Source organism: Microbacterium sp. NPDC097977 (genome assembly GCF_040302605.1).
Taxonomy (GTDB): domain Bacteria; phylum Actinomycetota; class Actinomycetes; order Actinomycetales; family Microbacteriaceae; genus Microbacterium.
The window spans coordinates 1-16,941 of record NZ_JBEOUR010000071.1 but is presented as its reverse complement, the minus strand read 5'-3'; the positions used below and the strand labels follow the sequence as shown (position 1 = coordinate 16,941).

Here is a 16,941-nt window from a genome sequence, read left to right as displayed (position 1 = left end):
CGGAGCGAGGCTCCGTCTCCGTGGCCGGCAGCGGCGCGTGCACCATCGACATGAAGGGGTACGGCCTTACTTGTTGAGCAGGTCGGTCATCTCGGCCGCGGCATCCTTCGTCGCCGTGGCGACGTCCTTCTGCCCGCTGAGGATGGCCTGGATCATCGAGTTCGTCGTCTTCTTCGCCTGCACGGCGCCGAAGTTCGGGGTGACGGGCACGGATGCTCCACCCTCGACCATCTGCTGGGCGAACGGGGCGACCAGCGGGTCGGTCGAGGCGAGGGCCTCTTCCATCGCCGACTGGACTCCGGGGAAGTAGCCGGTCTCCTCGGCCCACTTCTCGGCGAACTCGCCCGTGGTCATCAGCTTGACGAACTGCCACGAGAGCTCGGCGTTCTTGGTGGTGTTGAACACCGACAGGTGCGAGCCGCCGAGCACCGACGGAGCGATCCCGCCGTCCTCGCCCGGGATCACGGCCGCGCCGATCTTGCCGTCGAGCTCGGGGTTGGCCTCGATGAGCGCCTTGGGGGTCCACGAGCCCGAGAGCATCATGGCGACGTTGCCCTGGGTGAAGGAGTCGCGCAGGTCGGTCTCCTTCCACGTGGTGGCGCCGGCCGAAGAGAAGCCGTGCTCGGTGGCGAGGCCCGTGTAGAACTCGATGCCCGCCTGCGACTCGTCGCTGTCGAGCTCGCTCGTCCACTTCTTACCGTCGAGGGTGGCGACCTCGCCGCCCGCACCCCAGACCCACGGGTAGACCTGGAACTCGGCGTCCCCGGCGACGGGGAAGGGCAGCATGTCGGGCTTGGCGGCCTTGATGGCCTCGCCCGCGGTGACGATGTCGTCCCACGTCTTCGGAGCCTCGAGGCCGAGTTCCTCGAACACGTCGGTGCGGTAAACGATCGAGCGCACGCCGGCGTACCAGGGCATGCCGTAGAGCTCGTCATCGTAGGTGCCGGCCACAGCCAGACCCTCGACGAGGTCGTCGCGCAGGCCCTTCTCGGCGTCGACGTACTCATCGAGCGGCTCGAGCGCACCCGCGTCCGCGAACTCCGCGGTCCAGGTGGTTCCGGTCTCGGCGATGTCCGGGGTGGTGCCGCCGGCGATCGAGGTCACGAAGCGGTCGTGGGCGTCGGCCCACTGGATCTCCTCGATCTTGACGGTCGCCCCGGTCTCCTCCTCGAATGCCGAGGACACCTCGTCGTAGAACGCGCTGGCGTCGGGGTTGGTGCCCTTCATGATCCAGACGGTGAGCTCCTGGCCCTCTCCGTCGACGGCTCCACCGTCGCCGGTTGCGCCACCGGCACAGGCCGCCAGGCCCAGGGTGGCCACAGCGCCGAGCGCCACGACCGGAAGAATGCGCTTGTGCATCAGGGTTCTCCTCTTTGAAACGTCCTGGCGGCATCGGGTGCCTACCACGTAGGAAAAAGTATTCACCACTAACTAATTCGCTGCAAGTTCTTCCCAGAAACGTCATGCGGCCGTAACATCGCCTCGCAGACCGGGCTCTGCCGCCCGCGGGGCCTGTCTGCGGGAGGAGTGAGGGAGCGCGTAGGCTCGGTTCATGGGCAGGACGCGAGCACGAGACACCGAGCATCCTCAGGCCCGTCTCGACCACGGCGGTCTCGCCCGGATCGTGCCCTCGGAGTTCACGACCGGGTTCGAACTGATCGTCGACGAGACGCCGCAGTCCCACGTCGACCTCGACGATCCGGCCCACCTGCACTTCGAGTACATCGTGCGCATGGGCGCCGTGATCGACCAGCTCGCCGCCGGGCCTCTCACCGCCGTGCATCTCGGCGCCGGTGCACTCACCCTCCCCCGCTACATCGAGGCGACGCGACCGGGTTCCCGGCAGCAGGTCATCGAGCTCGAAGCACCCCTCGTCGCGCTCGTGCGCGAGAACCTGCCGCTCCCCCGCGGCGCCTCGATCCGGCTGCGGATCGGCGACGCCCGCGAGGGCATCGCCCGTCTGCCCTCCGCCCTCATCGAGAGCTGCGACCTCGTGGTCTCGGACGTGTACTCCGGCGCCCAGACCCCCGCGCACCTGACCAGCATCGAGTTCTACCGCGAGCTCTCGGCGCTCCTCTCCCCCGGCGGCGTGCTGCTCGTCAACGTCGCCGACGGACCCGGCCTCGCGTTCGCGCGACGCCAGCTCGCGACCATCGCGGAGGTGCTGCCCGAGATCGCCGTGCTCGCCGACACCCAGGTGCTGAAGGGTCGCCACTTCGGCAATCTCGTCATGGCCGCCTCGGCCGCACCGCTGCCCACGGAATGGCTGCCGCGGATGCTGGCCGCCGGACCGCATCCGGCCAAGATCGCCCAGGGCGCCGAGGCGCGAGCCTTCCTGCAGGGCGCACGCGTGGTGACCGACGCCGACGCCGTGCCCTCGCCCCGGCCCGACGCGTCACTGTTCCTGCGCTGATCACAGCGGCAGAGACGATCTCCTCGCGGCCGTCTCGCCGGGCGGTCTCGCCGGTGTGGGCGTGCCGCCCCGACCAGACCGCCCGCGCGAGGCACACTGGAGTGAGGACGCTGCGGAAGGAGAGCAATGAGTTTCATCCAGGGTTATGACCCGGAGAGCCTTCGCGAGCTGGTCGACATCGGTGAGTGCTCGGCACGACTGAGCGAGATCGAGGGCCAGCGCAGCCTTCCGGCGCTGCTGGAGCGGGTGTGGCTGCTGAAGGTCCTCGATCGCCTGGACGAGGCTCTGCCGCTCGCCGACGAGGCGGTGCGCCAGTCGCGCATGGCCGGCACGCGCAAGGATGTCCTGCGCGCCCGCGTGCTGCACGCCACCATCCTCCAGTACCGCGGGGCGCACGCCGCCGCGGAACAGGAGCTCTCCACCTGCGCGGCCGAGGCCGAGGGGCAGCGGTGGCTGTCGATCGCGGCCTTCGCCTACCACCACCACGGCAAGAACGCGTATGAGGCCGGGGACTTCGAGACTGCGCGGGAGAGCTTCAAGCAGTCGCTCTTCCTCCGCCGCGAGGCCGGCGCGGAGGATCGGGAGCTCGAGACCGTGCTGCTCGCGATCGAAGCCGCCGAACGGCGTCGCACCGCACAGCTCGTCGCAGGCTGACGCCCGCTGCGCTCCCATGTCGGTGGCATGGCTTAGCCTGATCGCATGGCGGAACTTGACCGGGTGCGCGTCTGGGGCGACGCACTGATCACGCTGCATCTCGACACGAGCTGGTCGTTCGACTTCGACCACGCCAAGCGCCGAGCAGGGCAGTGCGACTACACGAAGAAGCGGATCACGGTGTCGCGTTACCTGGCCGCGCGATTCGACGACGATGAGATCCATCAGGTGCTTCTGCACGAGGTCGCGCACGCCATCGCCGGTCACGAAGCGGCTCATGGTCCCGCGTGGAAGCGCGTGGCCCGCGACCTCGGATACGTCGGTGGCACCACCCATCACGGCGAGACCGCTGTGGAACTGGCGCCGTGGGTCGGCCGTTGCCCCTCCGGACACGTCACCTATCGGCACCGCCGTCCGACGCGGGCGACGTCCTGCGCCCGATGCTCACGGTCGTATGACGCGCGCTACGTGTTCGAGTGGACGCGCCGCGAGATCACGGCCGACACCCGGCTCGCCGCTCAGATGTCCCGCTGAGCGCGCGTCGGCACGTGCCGCGTCGCCCCCCGCGCGGTCGCGGGGGCCGGCGGGCGGCGTCGGGTGGCGGCATCACGGTCCGAGCCAGCCGGGGTCAAAAACGCACGGCGCCACCCCTTTTCGGATGCGGAAGTGACCCCGCACCCCGGAGAGGATGCGGAAGTGACCCCGCACCCCGGGGCGGATGCGGATATGACCCCGCATCCCTCGCGCAGGCGGAAGTAACCTGCATCCCTCGCGCAGGTGCGATCGATCCCATCCCTGCCCAGCACCCGCACTCTCGTCACAGCCCGCGCCAACGCTCGCACTCTCGTCGCCGCCCGATCCTGCCGGGGTCAAAAACACACCGCACCACGCCATTTCGGATGCGCAATCGACCCCGCACCCCGGCGCAGATGCGGAAGTGACCCCGCACGCCAGCGCGGATGCGGAAGTGACCCCGCATACGTTAGCTCGCACCCTCGTCGCCGCCCGATCCGGCCGGGGTCAAAAACGCACCGCACCAGGCCATTTCGGATGCGCAATCGACCCCGCACCCCGGCGCGGATGCGGAAGTGACCCCGCACGCCAGCACAGATGCGCAAGTGACCCCGCACGCCGGCGCGGATGCACAATCGACCCCGCCCCCCATCCGGATGCGCAAGTGACCCCGCACCCCGGCACGGATGCGGAATCGACCCCGCACGCGTCAGCGCGCGCGGTCGTCGTCGTCCGGGTCGGACGGCGCCGCCGCATCCGCGACGCGCCCGGCACCGGACGCCGATGCGGCCTCTCCACCGGACGCGGGGTCGACGTCCATCGTGTCGTCCGTGGGTGCGACATCCGCGCGACCGGCCCGACGACGCAGGAACGCCGCCAACACGCGCCAGCCGAGCAGGAACACGGCCAGCACGAGGGTCGCGACGATGATGAAGGCGATCTGCGCGGTGTCCCCGGAGACCACGCGAAGAAGGAGACCCCCGACGACGGTCACAGCCCCTGCCACCGCGCCCCAGGCCAGGGACCACGGGCGACGCGGGCGCGCAGGCAGCAGCGCGGCGACGAGGTGGCCGAGCAGCAGCGCGACGAGGAAGGGCCAGGCCGTGAGCAGGAACCCACCGGCGTCCTCCTCATGCGAGGCGCGGCCGATCACGGCGAACACGAGCACCAGGACGGCATCGAGGATGAGTGCGGGAACGTACCTCATGCCACGACCCTACGTCGCGCCGGCCGGATCCGGTGTCGACGGTGCGGCCTGTTGCCGACGGGACCATCCGGCGAGGACGCTCCCGCCCGCCTCACTCGAACGCGGCGAAGACACCCTCGCGCAGGATCGGCACCACGTCGAGCGCGTCGACCTGCGCGGCCTCGGCGGTCGACGCCGGGACGACCCCCGCCGCCCGCATGCGATCGGTCGCGGCGACGCCCTCGGCGAGCTCCCGAGCCGAACCGCTCGCTCCGATGAGGTGTCGCAGCGCCCGCGACAGGGCGCGGAAGCCCTCGGCGGCGACCGCGGCATCCGGTGCGGTGTGATCGATGCCCAGGTCGGTCAGCGCGGAGATCACTGCGCCCGCTCCGAGCTGGTCCTCGACGGCGAAGCGGAGCACGCCGGAGGAGTCCGCCTCGCCCGCGGCGATCACCGCGACGGAGGTGCGCGCCTGCCTGCGCTCCTGCAGGGTGGCCACGGCCCTGGCGACGGCGGAGGCGTTGCGCAGACTCCCCACCAGGACGACGGGAGCATCACCGGTGCCCGCCTGTGCGGCGCGGGAGTCGTCACGGGCGCGCGCGGCGACCGCGGCTCCGTTGCGAGACCAGTTCACGGCATCGTCGAGCGCCACCGTGGTGCCGGATGCGACGGCATCCGCCACGCTCGAGGAGAACCGCAGCACATCGACCACCACGACGACATCGGCCGGAGCGAGACGTTCGAGCCCCTCGACGCCCCAGTCGAGGCGCACCTGATACGTGGACTGATCGAACGCAGACGGCATCCCTCCAGCCTAGGGCGAGGCATGCGCGGCGATGCCCCGGATGACCTCGTGGGTCACCCGGGGCATCGGATGCGGTCAGTCGGCGGCGAGCGCCTCGACCGGCGCGACCCGCGTGGCGAGCCGCGTCGGTGTCGCAGCCGCGACCAGGGTCAGCACCGCCGTGGCGACGACGATGATGGCGACGGGAATCCACGGCACGTGCGGGGCGACGAGCCCGGCGGGGGTGAAGTCCGGCAGGGTCGGCGTCGAGCCGAGCAGCGACTGCGCGGCGATCCATCCGTAGACCACTCCCAGCACGAGCCCCGTCAGCGTCGCCGCGACGGTGATGTGCGTGGCCTCGAGCAGCACCATGCGGCGCACCTGAGAGTTGGAGAGCCCGATGGAACGCAGCAGTCCCAGCTCTCGGCGACGCTGCACGACCCCGATGGTCAGCAGATTCACCAGCCCGACGGCGGCGATCACCGCGGAGACGGCGACGAGCACCATCATCACGGCGGCGAAGGCGTCGAACGGCGCGAAGAACTCCGGGGGCGTCTCCCCCTCGACCTGGGTGATCAGCATCTGCTTGACCGACTCCAGCGCGACGGCGAACATCGTGACGAGCGTGACCCCCATGACCACGCCGATCGCCATGCGCGACGACCGCTCGGGGTAACGCAGCGCGTTCTCGGCGGCGAGCCGTGCGGTGGCGCTCGACCCGAACATGCGACCGACGAGTCGCAGCACCGGCGGCATGAACAGCACGGCGCCGAGCGCGAGACCCGTGAACGACAGCAGACCGCCGACGAAGGCGATCACCACGCCGGCGGGACTCACCAGTCCTGCCACCACTCCCCCCGCCAGCAGCAGCGAGCCGGCGATCAGCAGCACCCAGGCGCCGACGTGACGACTGCGGCGCGAGACCTCCTCATGGGTGCGCTCCACCGAGCCGCCGATCGCCTGCAGCGGTGTGACCGCGAGAACCCGCCGCGATCCCACCCACGCGGCGGCCCAGGTGGTGAGCGCGACACCGATCGCCGGCAGCGCGATGGCGGGCTGACCGAGGGAGAACCCCTCCGGCACGTTCTCGATCAGCTGTCCTCCGATCCCCACACCGACTGCGGCGATCCCGAGCCCCGCCGCGAGCCCCAGGACGGCGCCGATCAGACCGACGACGAGTCCCTGTCGACCGACCTCCGAGCGCTGCGACCGGGCGGTCGCGCCGATGAGCCTCATCAGCGCGATCTGGCGGGTGCGGCCCGCGATGATGGTCGAGAACGTGTTGGCGGTCACGATCGCCGCGACGTACATCGCGACGGCGGTGAGCAGCACCGACAGCAGGCCGATCACCACGGCGAGGGTCTCGCTCCCCCCGATGAACGGATCGGCCTGCAGCACCGCGCCGATGTACGTCGTCGTCTCGACGAGCACCACTCCGAATGCCGCCGAGAGCGCCGCGACGAGCACGCTCGCCCCCATGCCCCGATCCCGCAGCCAGGCCAGACGGGGTCCTGTCGCCGCTGTCTGCGGGACGACGGCCCTCGTCGCCGATTCCATCACGGCGCTCATGCCGACACCTCCGCCGCCAGCATGTACGCGGAGATCTCCTCGGCGCTCTGGCGCGGATGGTCGGCGACGATGCGACCGTCGCCGAGGAAGAGCACCCGGTCCGCGTGGCTGGCCGCGATCGCGTCGTGCGTCACCATCGCGATGGACTGGCCGTGCTCGCGACTCGCGGTCGCCAGCAGTTGCAGGACCTCGCGCCCCGTCTTCGAGTCGAGGTTGCCGGTGGGCTCGTCGGCGAAGACCAGGTCGGGGGCGGTCGCGAGCGCCCGTGCGATGGCCACCCGCTGCTGCTGACCGCCGGACAGCTGGTGCGGGCGGTGCTGCAGCCGGGAGCCGAGCCCGAGGGTGTCGATGAGCCCGTCGATCCGGGCCTTCTCGATCGCACTCGGGCGACGGCCGTCGAGCTCGAACGGCAGCATGATGTTGCCGAGAGCCGTCAGGGTGGGGACGAGGTTGAACGCCTGGAAGATGAAGCCGACGCGACGCCGACGCAGGATGGTCAGGTCGAGGTCGGCGAGTCCGGTGATCTCGGTGTCGCCGATCCATGCGCGTCCGCTGGTCGGGGTGTCGAGCCCGGCCATGATGTGCATGAGCGTGGACTTGCCGGACCCCGATGGCCCCATGATGGCGGTGAACTGCCCGCGGCGGATGCCGACGCTGACGTCGTCCAGCGCGCGGACGGTGCCCTCACCGGAGCCGTAGGTCTTCTCGAGGTGCTGGACGCGGGCTGCGAGCCCGAGGTCGGTGGTCGTGATCTCCATATCATCGACGCTACGGAGCAGGGCCGCGACCCCGCATCGCCCGGGCGGAGCATCCGTGTACATCTGCAGGATGATCCGGATGCACCAGGGAATGCCCCGGGAACGGGACTCAGGCGAGTCCGTGCTCGAAGGCGAAGACCACCAGCTGCACGCGATCGCGCAGGCTCAGCTTGGCCAGGATCCGGCTGATATGCGTCTTCACCGTCGCCTCGCTGAGGTACTCGCGGGCCGCGATCTCGGCGTTCGAGAGGCCCCTCGCCGCGAGGGCGAAGATCTCCCGCTCCCGGTCGGTGAGCGCTGCGAACTGCGGCGGCACGGGCTTGGGCGCCTCGGAGAAGTGCTCGAACAGCTCCCGGGTGGCCGACGCGGCGATGACGCTCGACCCGGAGTGCACGGTGCGGATCGCCGCGAGGAGGAACTCGGGGTCGGCATCCTTCAGCAGGAACCCGCTGGCACCCTGACGGATCGCCCGGGCGGCCGCCTCGTCGAGGTCGAAGGTGGTGAGCATGACGATCCGGGGCGGCTCGGGCCGCGAGAGGATCTCCGCCGTCGCCGTGAGACCGTCCATGACCGGCATCCTGATGTCCATCAGCACGACGTCGGGACGGGTCCTGGACACCACCTCGAGCCCCTCACGTCCGTCTCCGGCCTCGCCGACGACATCGATGTCGGGCTGCGAGGCGAGCAGCATGCGGATGCCGGCGCGGAACAGCGCCTGATCATCGACGAGGACGACCTTGATCATGCGATTTCTCCGATCGGGAGCGAGGCACGCACCACGAACCGGGTGCCCTCGCGCTCCGCCTGAAGGCTACCGCCGACGAGCTGGGCACGTTCGCGCATGCCGATCACTCCGTGCCCTCCGCTGCTCGACGAGAGCTCGCGACCGACCGTGTTGCGCACGTCGATGTCGACGCGATCGGGAAGCCACGCGAGGTGCACGTCGACGGCGCCGTCGCCGTGCCGGATGGCGTTGGTGAGCGCCTCCTGCAGGATGCGGTACACGGCGAGCTGGATCGCCCCCGGCGGCTCGCCCGGCGGGGTGGGGTCGACGGTGATGCGCGGCTCGATGCCCGCCTGACGCACCTGGGCGAACAGCGCCTCGAGGTCGGCGAGCGTCGGCTGCGGCCCGTCGCCCTGACGATGACGCAGCTGGGTGAGCAGCAGGCGCACGTCGCTGAGCGCTGATCGCGCGGTCTGGGCGATGGTGCCCAGCGCCTCGGTGGCCATCTCGGGCTTCGCCGCGGCGGCGTACCGCGCACCGTCGGCCTGGGCGATGACCACGGCGAGCGAATGCGCCACGATGTCGTGCATGTCGCGAGCGATGCGCACGCGCTCCTGCTCCTCGGCCGCGAGGGATTCCGCCTGCAGCTGCGCGGAACGGGTGCGGCGGGCTCGCAGCACCACCCGCCACAGCAGACCGCACACCCAGGCGAACCCGAGGGCGAGGATCGAGAGCACGAGGAGCAGAGTGCCGATGGTCAGCTGATCCCAGCCGCTGGACCCGGAGCCGACACCCGTGACGGCCACCATGTACACGGCGGCGACGAGGCCGCCGAAGAGCGCCGAGCCGAACCCCCACCAGAGCACCGCACGCGAGCCCCAGGCCGCCGTCGCGTAGAGCACCAGCAGGATCCCGAGATCGAGAGGGAGCGGACCGAGGCTCGCCGACATCTGGACGATCGCACCCGCCCAGGCGGCGACGAGGGCGAGAGCGGGGGCGAGCCGGCCGATCGCGACACCGCCGCACATCAGAAGCCCGGCCACGACGACCGCGATGACCGAGGCGCCGCTGGCGGTCGCGCTGCCCGTCCCCGGCCCGTAGAAGGCGACGGAGAACGGGGTGAGGACGACGAAGAGCAGCGCCGCCCCGACGATGTCGAGCACGAGCGCCGTGCGGGAGAGCGGGCGGATCACTCCCCCACGCTACGCGGCCACGGAGGCGTCCCGCATCCGCCTGCAGATGTATCCGACGGGTCAGGCGCGCGCGATGATCTCTCCGTGCGGCACGAGATACCAGCCGTCTCCGTCGTCGGCCCAGCGCGTCCACGCCTCGCTGATCGCCCGCAGGTCGGCACCTGTCGCCATCTCGCTGTCGACGAGCTGCCGGGCGAGCGCGGACTCGAGGATGCGGTCTGCCCACATGCCGCCCCACCAGGCACGGTCCTCCGGCGTCGCATAGGTCCACGTGGAGCTGGTCGCCGTGACATCGTCGAATCCGGCGGCCCGCGCCCAGGCGAGCAGGCGGCGGCCCGCGTCGGGTTCGCCGCCGTTCGCTCGTGCCGCGCGCCGATAGAGGTCGAGCCAGCGGTCGAGCTCCGGAAGCATCGGGAACCAGAGGAAGCCCGCGTAGTCGGCGTCCCGCGCGGCGACCACTCCGCCCGCCACCGTGACCCGACGCATCTCCCGGAGCGCCTGCACCGGGTCGCCGACGTGCTGCAGCACCTGGTGCGTGTGCACGACGTCGAAGCTGTCGTCGGCGAAGCTCAGGGAGTGCACGTCCTCGACGGAGAAGTCGAGGTTCGTGAGCCCTCTGCTCGTCGCGAGGGCGCGCGACAGCGAGAGGGCGCCCTCATCGATCTCGGTCGCCGTCACATGGCCGACCACACCGGCGAAATCGACCGTGATGCTGCCCGGGCCCGCTCCGACGTCGAGAAGTCGCATGCCGGCCCCGAGATGCGGCCGCAGATACTCCGCCGAGTTCGCGATCGTGCGAGTGCTGTGCGAGCGGAGGACGGTGGCGTGATGTCCGTGCGTGTAGGTGGCCATGCCCCAGTCTCGCAGCAGCTCCCGGAGCGGACCGAATCGACCCCCGACGGAGCCGACCCGAACCCGCCCGGACGGTCAGTCCAGCTCGGCGACGGCGCGCCGGATCGCCTCTCGGTCGGGCTTTCCCGAGGCGAGCACGTCGAGCTCGTCGACCAGGATCAGCCGCGCGGGCCTGGCGTGCTTGCCGAGCTCCTCGGCGACCACGTCGCGCGCGTGCGCGAGCTGCTCGGGCTCCGTGCGCCGCAGCGCCTCCCCACGCGGGGCGACGATCACCGAGGCCTCGCCCCAGCGCTCGTCCTCGATGCCCACCACGACCGCTCCGGTGAGCCCGGGCACGCGACGCACCAGCCGCTCGACGCGGTCGAGGGAGATGTTGAGTCCGCCGGAGACGATCACGTTGTCGGCCCGTCCGTGCACCCGCACGAGGCCGTCGTCGAGAAGCCCGAGATCACCGGTGTGATACCAGCGGATGCCGTGCTCGTCCCGCGAGAAGTTCTTCGCCGTGAGCTCGCCGTCGCCGAGGTAGCCCTCGGCGAGCATCGGGCCGGCGATGCGCAGCTCGCCGTCGACCGTCCGCACCGCGACGGTGTCGAGCGGCACCCCGTCGTAGACGCATCCGCCGCTGGTCTCTGTGGAGCCGTAGGTGCGCACGAGCCGGATGCCGAGATCGGCCGCGCGCTCGCGCAGCGGTTCGGGCAGCGCCTGCCCGCCGACGAGGATCGCGCGATACGCCTGCAGCGCGGCGAGCACGGGGCGGTCGTCCGCAGCGTCGAGCAGGGTCGAGAGCTGCGCGGGCACGAGCGACGTGTAGAGCTCGGGGAGGGAGCGCGGTGCGCCGATGGTCGGCCGGAGCATCGAGAGGGTCGACTCGGCGAAGGACACGGGCGAGAACCGTCCGCTCAGCGCGACCGGCCGCGTGCCGGCGACCAGTGAACGCACGATGACCTGAAGGCCTGCGACATAGCCCGCCGGCAGGGCGAGCAGCCAGCGGCCCGCGCCGATCCGTGCCGCCGTGGCGTCTGCGCTCGCGCGCAGCGCCTCACCGCTCAGGGCGACGCGCTTGGGGATGCCGCTCGATCCCGACGTGGCGATCACGACCGCCGTCCCTTCGGAGACCCAGCTCGGGGCGTCGCCGAGCATGCCGAATCCGAGCGCGGGACCCCCGTCGAGCGCACGCGCGAGATCGCCGAGGAGTTCGGAGGGATCCTCGGCATCCGTCGATCTCAACGCGACCATGTGAGTGCGCTCCTTCGTGTCGGGGTCAGTAGTGCCAGGGGAAGGAGGTCCAGTCCGGATCCCTTTTCTCGAGGAACGAGTCCCGACCCTCGACGGCTTCGTCGGTGCCGTAGGCCAGACGCGTGGCCTCGCCTGCGAACACCTGCTGTCCCACCAGTCCGTCGTCGACGGCATTGAACGCGAACTTCAGCATCCGGATCGCGGTCGGCGACTTGGTGAGCACGGTGCGCGCCATCTTCAGTGCCTCGCGCTCGAGCTCCGCGTGCGGCACGACGCGGTTCACGGCGCCCGCCTCGTACGCGCGCTGCGCCGAGTACTCCTCGGCGAGGAAGAACACCTCGCGCGCGAACTTCTGCCCCGTCTGCCGAGCCATGTAGGCCGAGCCGTAGCCCGCGTCGAAGCTGCCCACATCGGCGTCGGTCTGCTTGAACCGGGCCTCCTCGGCGGAGGCGATCGTGAGGTCGCAGACGACGTGCAGCGAATGCCCGCCGCCGGCCGCCCAGCCGGGGACGACCGCGATGACGACCTTGGGCATGAAGCGGATCAGTCGCTGCACCTCGAGGATGTGCAGCCTGCCCGCACGTGCCGGATCGTGCACGGTCGTCTCGTCGTCGGAGTACTTGTAGCCGTCGCGACCACGGATCCGCTGGTCGCCGCCCGAGCAGAACGCCCAGCCGCCGTCCTTGGGGCTCGGGCCGTTGCCCGTCAGCAGCACCGCCCCGATGCGGGGATTCTGCCGCGCATCGTCGAGCGCGCGGTACAGCTCGTCGACGGTGTGGGGACGGAAGGCGTTGCGCACCTCGGGCCGGTTGAACGCGATCCGGGCGACCCCTCCGTCCGTGCTCACATGGGCGGTGATGTCGGTGTAGTCCTCGGCTCCGGGCGCGAGCACCCATTCGTCCGGGTCGAACAGGTCTGAGACGAATGCGCTGGTCACGGTATCCAGCCTATTCCCGCCGGGGTCGCAGACGCTTCGGCACGGCGGATGCCCCGCCGCGGTCGTCTCAGAGCAGAATGAGCACATGCTCCCACCGCTCGCAGACCTGCTCAGCTCGGCCCGGATCGTCGCACTGCCCCTGCACACCCGGTTCCGCGGCGTCGACACCCGCGAGGCGCTGCTCATCGAGGGACCGCAGGGCTGGGCGGAGTTCTCCCCCTTCCTCGAGTACGAGGACGCGGAGGCGGCGACCTGGCTCGCGGCCGCGATCGACTTCGCCTGGAACGTGCAGCCCGCGCCGCTGCGGGAGCGGATCGGCGTGAACGCGACGATCCCCGCGGTCGAAGCCGCCCGCGTCGCCGAGGTCCTGGCGCGCTTCGCCGGGTGCCGCACCGCCAAGGTCAAAGTGGCAGAACCGGGGCAGACGCTCGCCGATGACATCGCCCGCGTCCGGGCCGTGCGCGAGGCCATGGGCCCGGAGGGCCGCATCCGCGTCGACGCCAACGGGCTGTGGAACGTCGACGAGGCCGAGCACGCCGTGCACGCCCTCAACGAGTTCGACCTCGAGTACGTCGAGCAGCCCTGTGCCACGGTGCCCGAACTCGCCGAGCTGCGCACCCGCGTGAAGTACATGGGCATCCCGGTCGCGGCGGATGAGAGCATCCGCAAGTCGTCCGATCCCCTCGCCGTCGCCCGGGAGAAGGCCGCCGACCTGCTGGTGATCAAGGCGCAGCCGCTCGGCGGCGTCACGCACGCACTGCAGATCATCACGGCGGCAGGACTCCCCGTGGTCGTCTCGAGCGCGCTCGACACGGCGGTCGGGCTCTCCCAGGGTGCGGCCCTGGCGGCCGCGATCCCGGCGCTGGACTACGACTGCGGGCTGGGCACGGCATCCCTGTTCCTCGACGACGTCGCCGATCTGCGCCCGGTCGACGGGTCGATTCCGGCCGGCCGCGTGACGCCGGATGCCGACGCCCTCACCCGCCTGGCCGCATCGACGGACCGTCTCGACTGGTGGCTCGATCGACTCGCGCGCTGCTACGCCGTGCTCGAGGCTCGCTGACCGACCCCGATCCGCCTGCCTGCCCGCCGTCGCGTCACTTCGCGAGCAGCAGCTGCACCAGCCTGCCCAGCTCCTCGCTGCCCGAGTGACGGAGCCTGTCGGAGTCCTGCCCGGCCATCGCTCCGCGAACGGTCATGCCCTCCCAGATGAGCATGAGCATGCGCGCCGCGTCGTAGGCCGGGACCTTCAGTTCGAGTGAGCTCACCGACACGATGTCGGTGATGATGGTCGCGATGCTCGAGACCATCTCACGCTCCTGGGCGAGGTAGGCGGCCCCGAACTGCGCATCCCTCAGAGCACGGATGCGGATCTCGCTCATCAGCATGACGTCGAGACGGTCCTCTTCGGCCGAATCCATGATCTGCTGCACGAGCTCGACCGGATCGCACCCCTCCGAGAGCCCTCCGTCGGCCGCGATCTCGTCCACGCGTCCGCGCACGGCGTTGATGCGCTGCTCGGCGACGCTCCCGGCGAGCATGAGGAAGAGTTCGTCCTTCGAGTCGAAGTTCGAATAGAACGCGCCCCGGGTGAAGCCTGCTCGATCGCAGACCGCCTCGACAGAGGCGCCGTCGAGACCGACCTCGGCGAAGAGCTGGGCTGCGGCGTCGAGAAGTCGCACGCGTGTGTTCTCGCGACTGCGGGTGGCGGGTGTCGTCATCGAATCCTCCTGCCTCTCATTTTCACACCCCGCACACAGGGTGCGGAGCGTCGATCACTTTACGATACAGGTATGTATTGGATACAGTCGTGTATCCAAACCCGCATCTTCCGAGGAGCTCCGTGTCCACTCTCCTGTCCTCGCTCGGCCGCTGGTCGTACCGCCACCCGTGGCGCGTCCTCCTGTCCTGGCTGCTCGCGCTCGGCATCGCCGGAGCCGGAGCGCTCGTTCTCGGAGCGGGCACGGACAACTCCTTCTCGATCCCCGGCACCGAGTCGCAGGCCGGCCTCGAGCAGCTCAACCGCTCCTTTCCCGCCGTCAGCGGCACCAGCGCGCAGATCATCGTGGTCGCCGCCGACGGCGATCACGTGACCGACGCCGCATACAAAGACGACATCGAGGATGCGGTCGACCGACTCGCCGACCTCGACGACTCGGTGCTGTCGGCCACGTCGCCGTACGACGAGAACGTCAGCGGCATGATCAACGACGACGAGACCGCGGGCATCATCCGCCTGCAGTTCGACGGACAGGCGACCGACGTGTCGGACCAGACCCGCGACGACCTCCGCTCCGTGGTCGCGGACCTCTCGGACGAGCTTCCGTCGGGCTCGCAGACCTCGCTCGGCGGTGAGCTGTTCGCCACGTCCATCCCCGGCGTCACGCTCACCGAGGCCGTCGGACTGCTGATCGCCCTCCTCGTGCTGATCGTCACGTTCCGCTCCTTCGTCGTGGCCGGGCTCCCGCTGCTCACCGCCGTGCTCGGCGTCGGCATCTCCATGGCGGGGATCTTCGCGGCCACGGCCTTCGCCACCGTCTCCTCGACCACCCCGCTGCTCGCACTGATGCTGGGACTCGCGGTCGGCATCGACTACGCGCTGTTCATCATGGCCAGGCACCAGGACCAGGTCCGCGACGGCGTCGATCCCGAGGAATCGACCGCACGCGCCGTGGGCACCGCCGGCTCGGCCGTGGTCTTCGCCGGCGTCACGGTGCTGATCGCGCTGATCGGGCTCGGCTTCGCCGGCATCCCGTTCCTGACGACGATGGGCATCGCCGCGTCGGCCGCCGTCGCGGTGGCCGTCGCGATCGCCGTGACCCTCACCCCGGCACTGCTCGGGTTCATGAAGGGCCGTGTCGCCGGCCGTCCCCGCCGAGCGCCGAAGGCGAAGAAGGGCGAGTCCGCCCCCGGCCCGCGCCGCCAGGGCAGCGACCGCTGGGTCACCGGGGTCACCAAGCGCCCGATCCTCGTCTCGCTCGCGGTGATCATCGGGCTCGGCATCGTCGCCGTCCCCGCGCTGAGCCTGAATCTCGCACTGCCGAACGCCGGCGTGCTGCCGAAGGCCTCCGAAGCGCGCCAGAGCTACGACCTCGTGGCCCAGGAGTTCGGTCCGGGGTTCAACGGCCCGCTCATCCTGACCGGGACCATCGTCACCTCGACCGATCCGCTGACCCTCATGCAGGACCTCGGCGACGACGTCGCGAAGATCGACGGTGTCAAGGAGGTCGCGCTCTCGACCCCCAATGAGACCGCGGACACCGGGATCGTGCAGCTCATCCCCGAGACCGCGCCCGACGACCCCGCGACCGCCGATCTGGTGCGAGAGCTCCGCGCCCATCACGACGAGTGGCTCGAGAAATACGACATCGACCTCAAGGTCACCGGCTTCACCGCCGTCGGGATCGACATCTCCGACCAGCTCGGCAACGCTCTCCTGCCGTTCGGCATCTTCGTGATCGGCCTCTCGCTGATCCTCCTCACGATCGTGTTCCGCTCGCTCTGGGTGCCGATCACCGCCGCCGCGGGATATCTGCTCTCGATCGTCGCCGGATTCGGCGTCGTCGGCGCGGTCTTCGAGTGGGGCTGGTTCGCCGATGCCCTGCATGTGGCGAAGGTCGGCCCGATCATCAGCTTCATGCCGATCATCCTCATGGGCGTCCTGTTCGGGCTCGCGATGGACTACCAGGTCTTCCTCGTCTCGCGGATGCGGGAGGACTTCGTGCACGACCCCGCCGGCAGGAGCCCCGACCGGGCGACCCGCCGCGCCGCGGCACTGCGCGCCGTGCGCAGCGGCTTCACGGGCTCGGCGAAGGTCGTGACCGCCGCAGGGCTCATCATGTTCGCCGTGTTCGTGGCCTTCGTGCCCGAAGGAGACTCCTCTCTCAAGCCCATCGCACTCGGGCTCGCCGCGGGCATCGCGATCGACGCATTCCTCGTGCGGATGACGCTGATCCCGGCGCTGATGGCGATCCTGGGCGAGCGCGCCTGGGAGATCCCGGCCTGGCTCGAGAGGATCCTGCCGAGCGTCGACATCGAGGGCGAGGCGGTCGAGCGCGAACGCCACCTCGCGGAGTGGCCGGGAGACGACTCGGTGGTGGCCGCCGACGATCTGACGATCGA

At 70.5% G+C, this 16,941-nt stretch carries 16 protein-coding genes; 5 read left to right on the top strand and 11 right to left on the bottom strand.

Annotation, left to right across the window (positions count from 1 at the left end; all coding sequences use genetic code 11):
* Positions 1–66: 66 nt before the first annotated feature.
* Positions 67–1,359 (bottom strand): sugar ABC transporter substrate-binding protein, encoded by a 1,293-nt coding sequence (locus ABTZ43_RS14125; protein WP_350539289.1) that lies wholly within the window; start codon positions 1,357–1,359, stop codon positions 67–69.
* Between the two features lie 193 nt (positions 1,360–1,552).
* Here ABTZ43_RS14125 and ABTZ43_RS14120 point away from each other — a divergent pair, with 193 nt between their 5' ends.
* The 3 genes from ABTZ43_RS14120 to ABTZ43_RS14110 all read left to right on the top strand — a co-directional run bounded on the left by ABTZ43_RS14120 (position 1,553) and on the right by ABTZ43_RS14110 (position 3,601).
* Positions 1,553–2,413: a spermidine synthase gene (locus ABTZ43_RS14120; RefSeq protein WP_350539288.1), complete on the top strand. Its 861-nt coding sequence runs from the start codon at positions 1,553–1,555 to the stop codon at positions 2,411–2,413.
* A gap of 126 nt (positions 2,414–2,539) precedes the next feature.
* The gene (locus ABTZ43_RS14115) at positions 2,540–3,067 is read left to right on the top strand and encodes a hypothetical protein (protein WP_045254706.1); all 528 of its coding nucleotides are present in this window, start codon (positions 2,540–2,542) and stop codon (positions 3,065–3,067) included.
* A gap of 45 nt (positions 3,068–3,112) precedes the next feature.
* Positions 3,113–3,601 (top strand): SprT-like domain-containing protein, encoded by a 489-nt coding sequence (locus tag ABTZ43_RS14110; protein ID WP_056412423.1) that lies wholly within the window; start codon positions 3,113–3,115, stop codon positions 3,599–3,601.
* A gap of 688 nt (positions 3,602–4,289) precedes the next feature.
* On the opposite strand, the gene ABTZ43_RS14105 is transcribed toward ABTZ43_RS14110, so the two are convergent.
* The 9 genes from ABTZ43_RS14105 to ABTZ43_RS14065 all read right to left on the bottom strand — a co-directional run bounded on the left by ABTZ43_RS14105 (position 4,290) and on the right by ABTZ43_RS14065 (position 12,819).
* The gene (locus ABTZ43_RS14105; protein ID WP_350539287.1) at positions 4,290–4,787 is read right to left on the bottom strand and encodes a DUF3054 domain-containing protein; all 498 of its coding nucleotides are present in this window, start codon (positions 4,785–4,787) and stop codon (positions 4,290–4,292) included.
* Positions 4,788–4,878: 91 nt separating this feature from the next.
* Complete coding sequence (locus tag ABTZ43_RS14100; protein ID WP_350539286.1) at positions 4,879–5,571, bottom strand: 2-phosphosulfolactate phosphatase; 693 nt, start codon at positions 5,569–5,571, stop codon at positions 4,879–4,881.
* A 75-nt stretch (positions 5,572–5,646) separates the two neighbouring features.
* The gene (locus tag ABTZ43_RS14095; RefSeq protein WP_149423712.1) at positions 5,647–7,119 is read right to left on the bottom strand and encodes an ABC transporter permease; all 1,473 of its coding nucleotides are present in this window, start codon (positions 7,117–7,119) and stop codon (positions 5,647–5,649) included.
* A complete protein-coding gene (locus tag ABTZ43_RS14090; protein WP_350539285.1) occupies positions 7,116–7,877 on the bottom strand; it encodes an ABC transporter ATP-binding protein in 762 nt (253 codons plus the stop codon). The genes ABTZ43_RS14095 and ABTZ43_RS14090 overlap by 4 nt, the downstream gene beginning before the upstream one ends.
* Before the next feature lie 109 nt (positions 7,878–7,986).
* Positions 7,987–8,622, bottom strand: a complete 636-nt coding sequence (locus ABTZ43_RS14085) for a response regulator (protein WP_056412437.1) — start codon at positions 8,620–8,622, stop codon at positions 7,987–7,989.
* Positions 8,619–9,794, bottom strand: a complete 1,176-nt coding sequence (locus tag ABTZ43_RS14080) for an ATP-binding protein (RefSeq protein WP_350539284.1) — start codon at positions 9,792–9,794, stop codon at positions 8,619–8,621. The genes ABTZ43_RS14085 and ABTZ43_RS14080 overlap by 4 nt, the downstream gene beginning before the upstream one ends.
* 60 nt (positions 9,795–9,854) lie before the next feature.
* Positions 9,855–10,646, bottom strand: a complete 792-nt coding sequence (locus ABTZ43_RS14075) for a class I SAM-dependent methyltransferase (protein ID WP_350539283.1) — start codon at positions 10,644–10,646, stop codon at positions 9,855–9,857.
* A gap of 75 nt (positions 10,647–10,721) precedes the next feature.
* Positions 10,722–11,882, bottom strand: a complete 1,161-nt coding sequence (locus ABTZ43_RS14070) for an AMP-binding protein (RefSeq protein WP_350539282.1) — start codon at positions 11,880–11,882, stop codon at positions 10,722–10,724.
* Positions 11,883–11,907: 25 nt separating this feature from the next.
* Complete coding sequence (locus tag ABTZ43_RS14065) at positions 11,908–12,819, bottom strand: 1,4-dihydroxy-2-naphthoyl-CoA synthase (RefSeq protein ID WP_056515875.1); 912 nt, start codon at positions 12,817–12,819, stop codon at positions 11,908–11,910.
* An 85-nt stretch (positions 12,820–12,904) separates the two neighbouring features.
* On the opposite strand from ABTZ43_RS14065, the gene ABTZ43_RS14060 reads away from it, so the two are divergent.
* Positions 12,905–13,882 (top strand): o-succinylbenzoate synthase, encoded by a 978-nt coding sequence (locus ABTZ43_RS14060; protein WP_350539281.1) that lies wholly within the window; start codon positions 12,905–12,907, stop codon positions 13,880–13,882.
* Positions 13,883–13,916: 34 nt separating this feature from the next.
* On the opposite strand, the gene ABTZ43_RS14055 is transcribed toward ABTZ43_RS14060, so the two are convergent.
* Positions 13,917–14,540 carry a TetR/AcrR family transcriptional regulator gene (locus tag ABTZ43_RS14055; protein WP_056412455.1) on the bottom strand — a complete coding sequence of 208 codons (624 nt, stop codon included), beginning with the start codon at positions 14,538–14,540 and terminating at the stop codon, positions 13,917–13,919.
* Between the two features lie 122 nt (positions 14,541–14,662).
* Between ABTZ43_RS14055 and ABTZ43_RS14050 the strand changes: the two genes are divergently transcribed.
* Positions 14,663–16,941: MMPL family transporter (locus ABTZ43_RS14050; protein ID WP_350539280.1), on the top strand; the 2,279-nt coding region annotated here is incomplete at its 3' end.

Bases quoted from the DNA above. Each gene is read 5' to 3' on its own strand.
- ABTZ43_RS14085 (WP_056412437.1), bottom strand. From the start codon at position 8,622: ATGATCAAGGTCGTCCTCGTCGATGATCAGGCGCTGTTCCGCGCCGGC.
- ABTZ43_RS14125 (WP_350539289.1), bottom strand. From the start codon at position 1,359: ATGCACAAGCGCATTCTTCCGGTCGTGGCGCTCGGCGCTGTGGCCACC.
- ABTZ43_RS14060 (WP_350539281.1), top strand. From the start codon at position 12,905: ATGCTCCCACCGCTCGCAGACCTGCTCAGCTCGGCCCGGATCGTCGCA.
- ABTZ43_RS14110 (WP_056412423.1), top strand. From the start codon at position 3,113: ATGGCGGAACTTGACCGGGTGCGCGTCTGGGGCGACGCACTGATCACG.
- ABTZ43_RS14120 (WP_350539288.1), top strand. From the start codon at position 1,553: ATGGGCAGGACGCGAGCACGAGACACCGAGCATCCTCAGGCCCGTCTC.
- ABTZ43_RS14100 (WP_350539286.1), bottom strand. From the start codon at position 5,571: ATGCCGTCTGCGTTCGATCAGTCCACGTATCAGGTGCGCCTCGACTGG.
- ABTZ43_RS14090 (WP_350539285.1), bottom strand. From the start codon at position 7,877: ATGGAGATCACGACCACCGACCTCGGGCTCGCAGCCCGCGTCCAGCAC.
- ABTZ43_RS14055 (WP_056412455.1), bottom strand. From the start codon at position 14,540: ATGACGACACCCGCCACCCGCAGTCGCGAGAACACACGCGTGCGACTT.
- ABTZ43_RS14070 (WP_350539282.1), bottom strand. From the start codon at position 11,882: ATGGTCGCGTTGAGATCGACGGATGCCGAGGATCCCTCCGAACTCCTC.
- ABTZ43_RS14115 (WP_045254706.1), top strand. From the start codon at position 2,540: ATGAGTTTCATCCAGGGTTATGACCCGGAGAGCCTTCGCGAGCTGGTC.
- ABTZ43_RS14075 (WP_350539283.1), bottom strand. From the start codon at position 10,646: ATGGCCACCTACACGCACGGACATCACGCCACCGTCCTCCGCTCGCAC.
- ABTZ43_RS14095 (WP_149423712.1), bottom strand. From the start codon at position 7,119: ATGAGCGCCGTGATGGAATCGGCGACGAGGGCCGTCGTCCCGCAGACA.
- ABTZ43_RS14105 (WP_350539287.1), bottom strand. From the start codon at position 4,787: ATGAGGTACGTTCCCGCACTCATCCTCGATGCCGTCCTGGTGCTCGTG.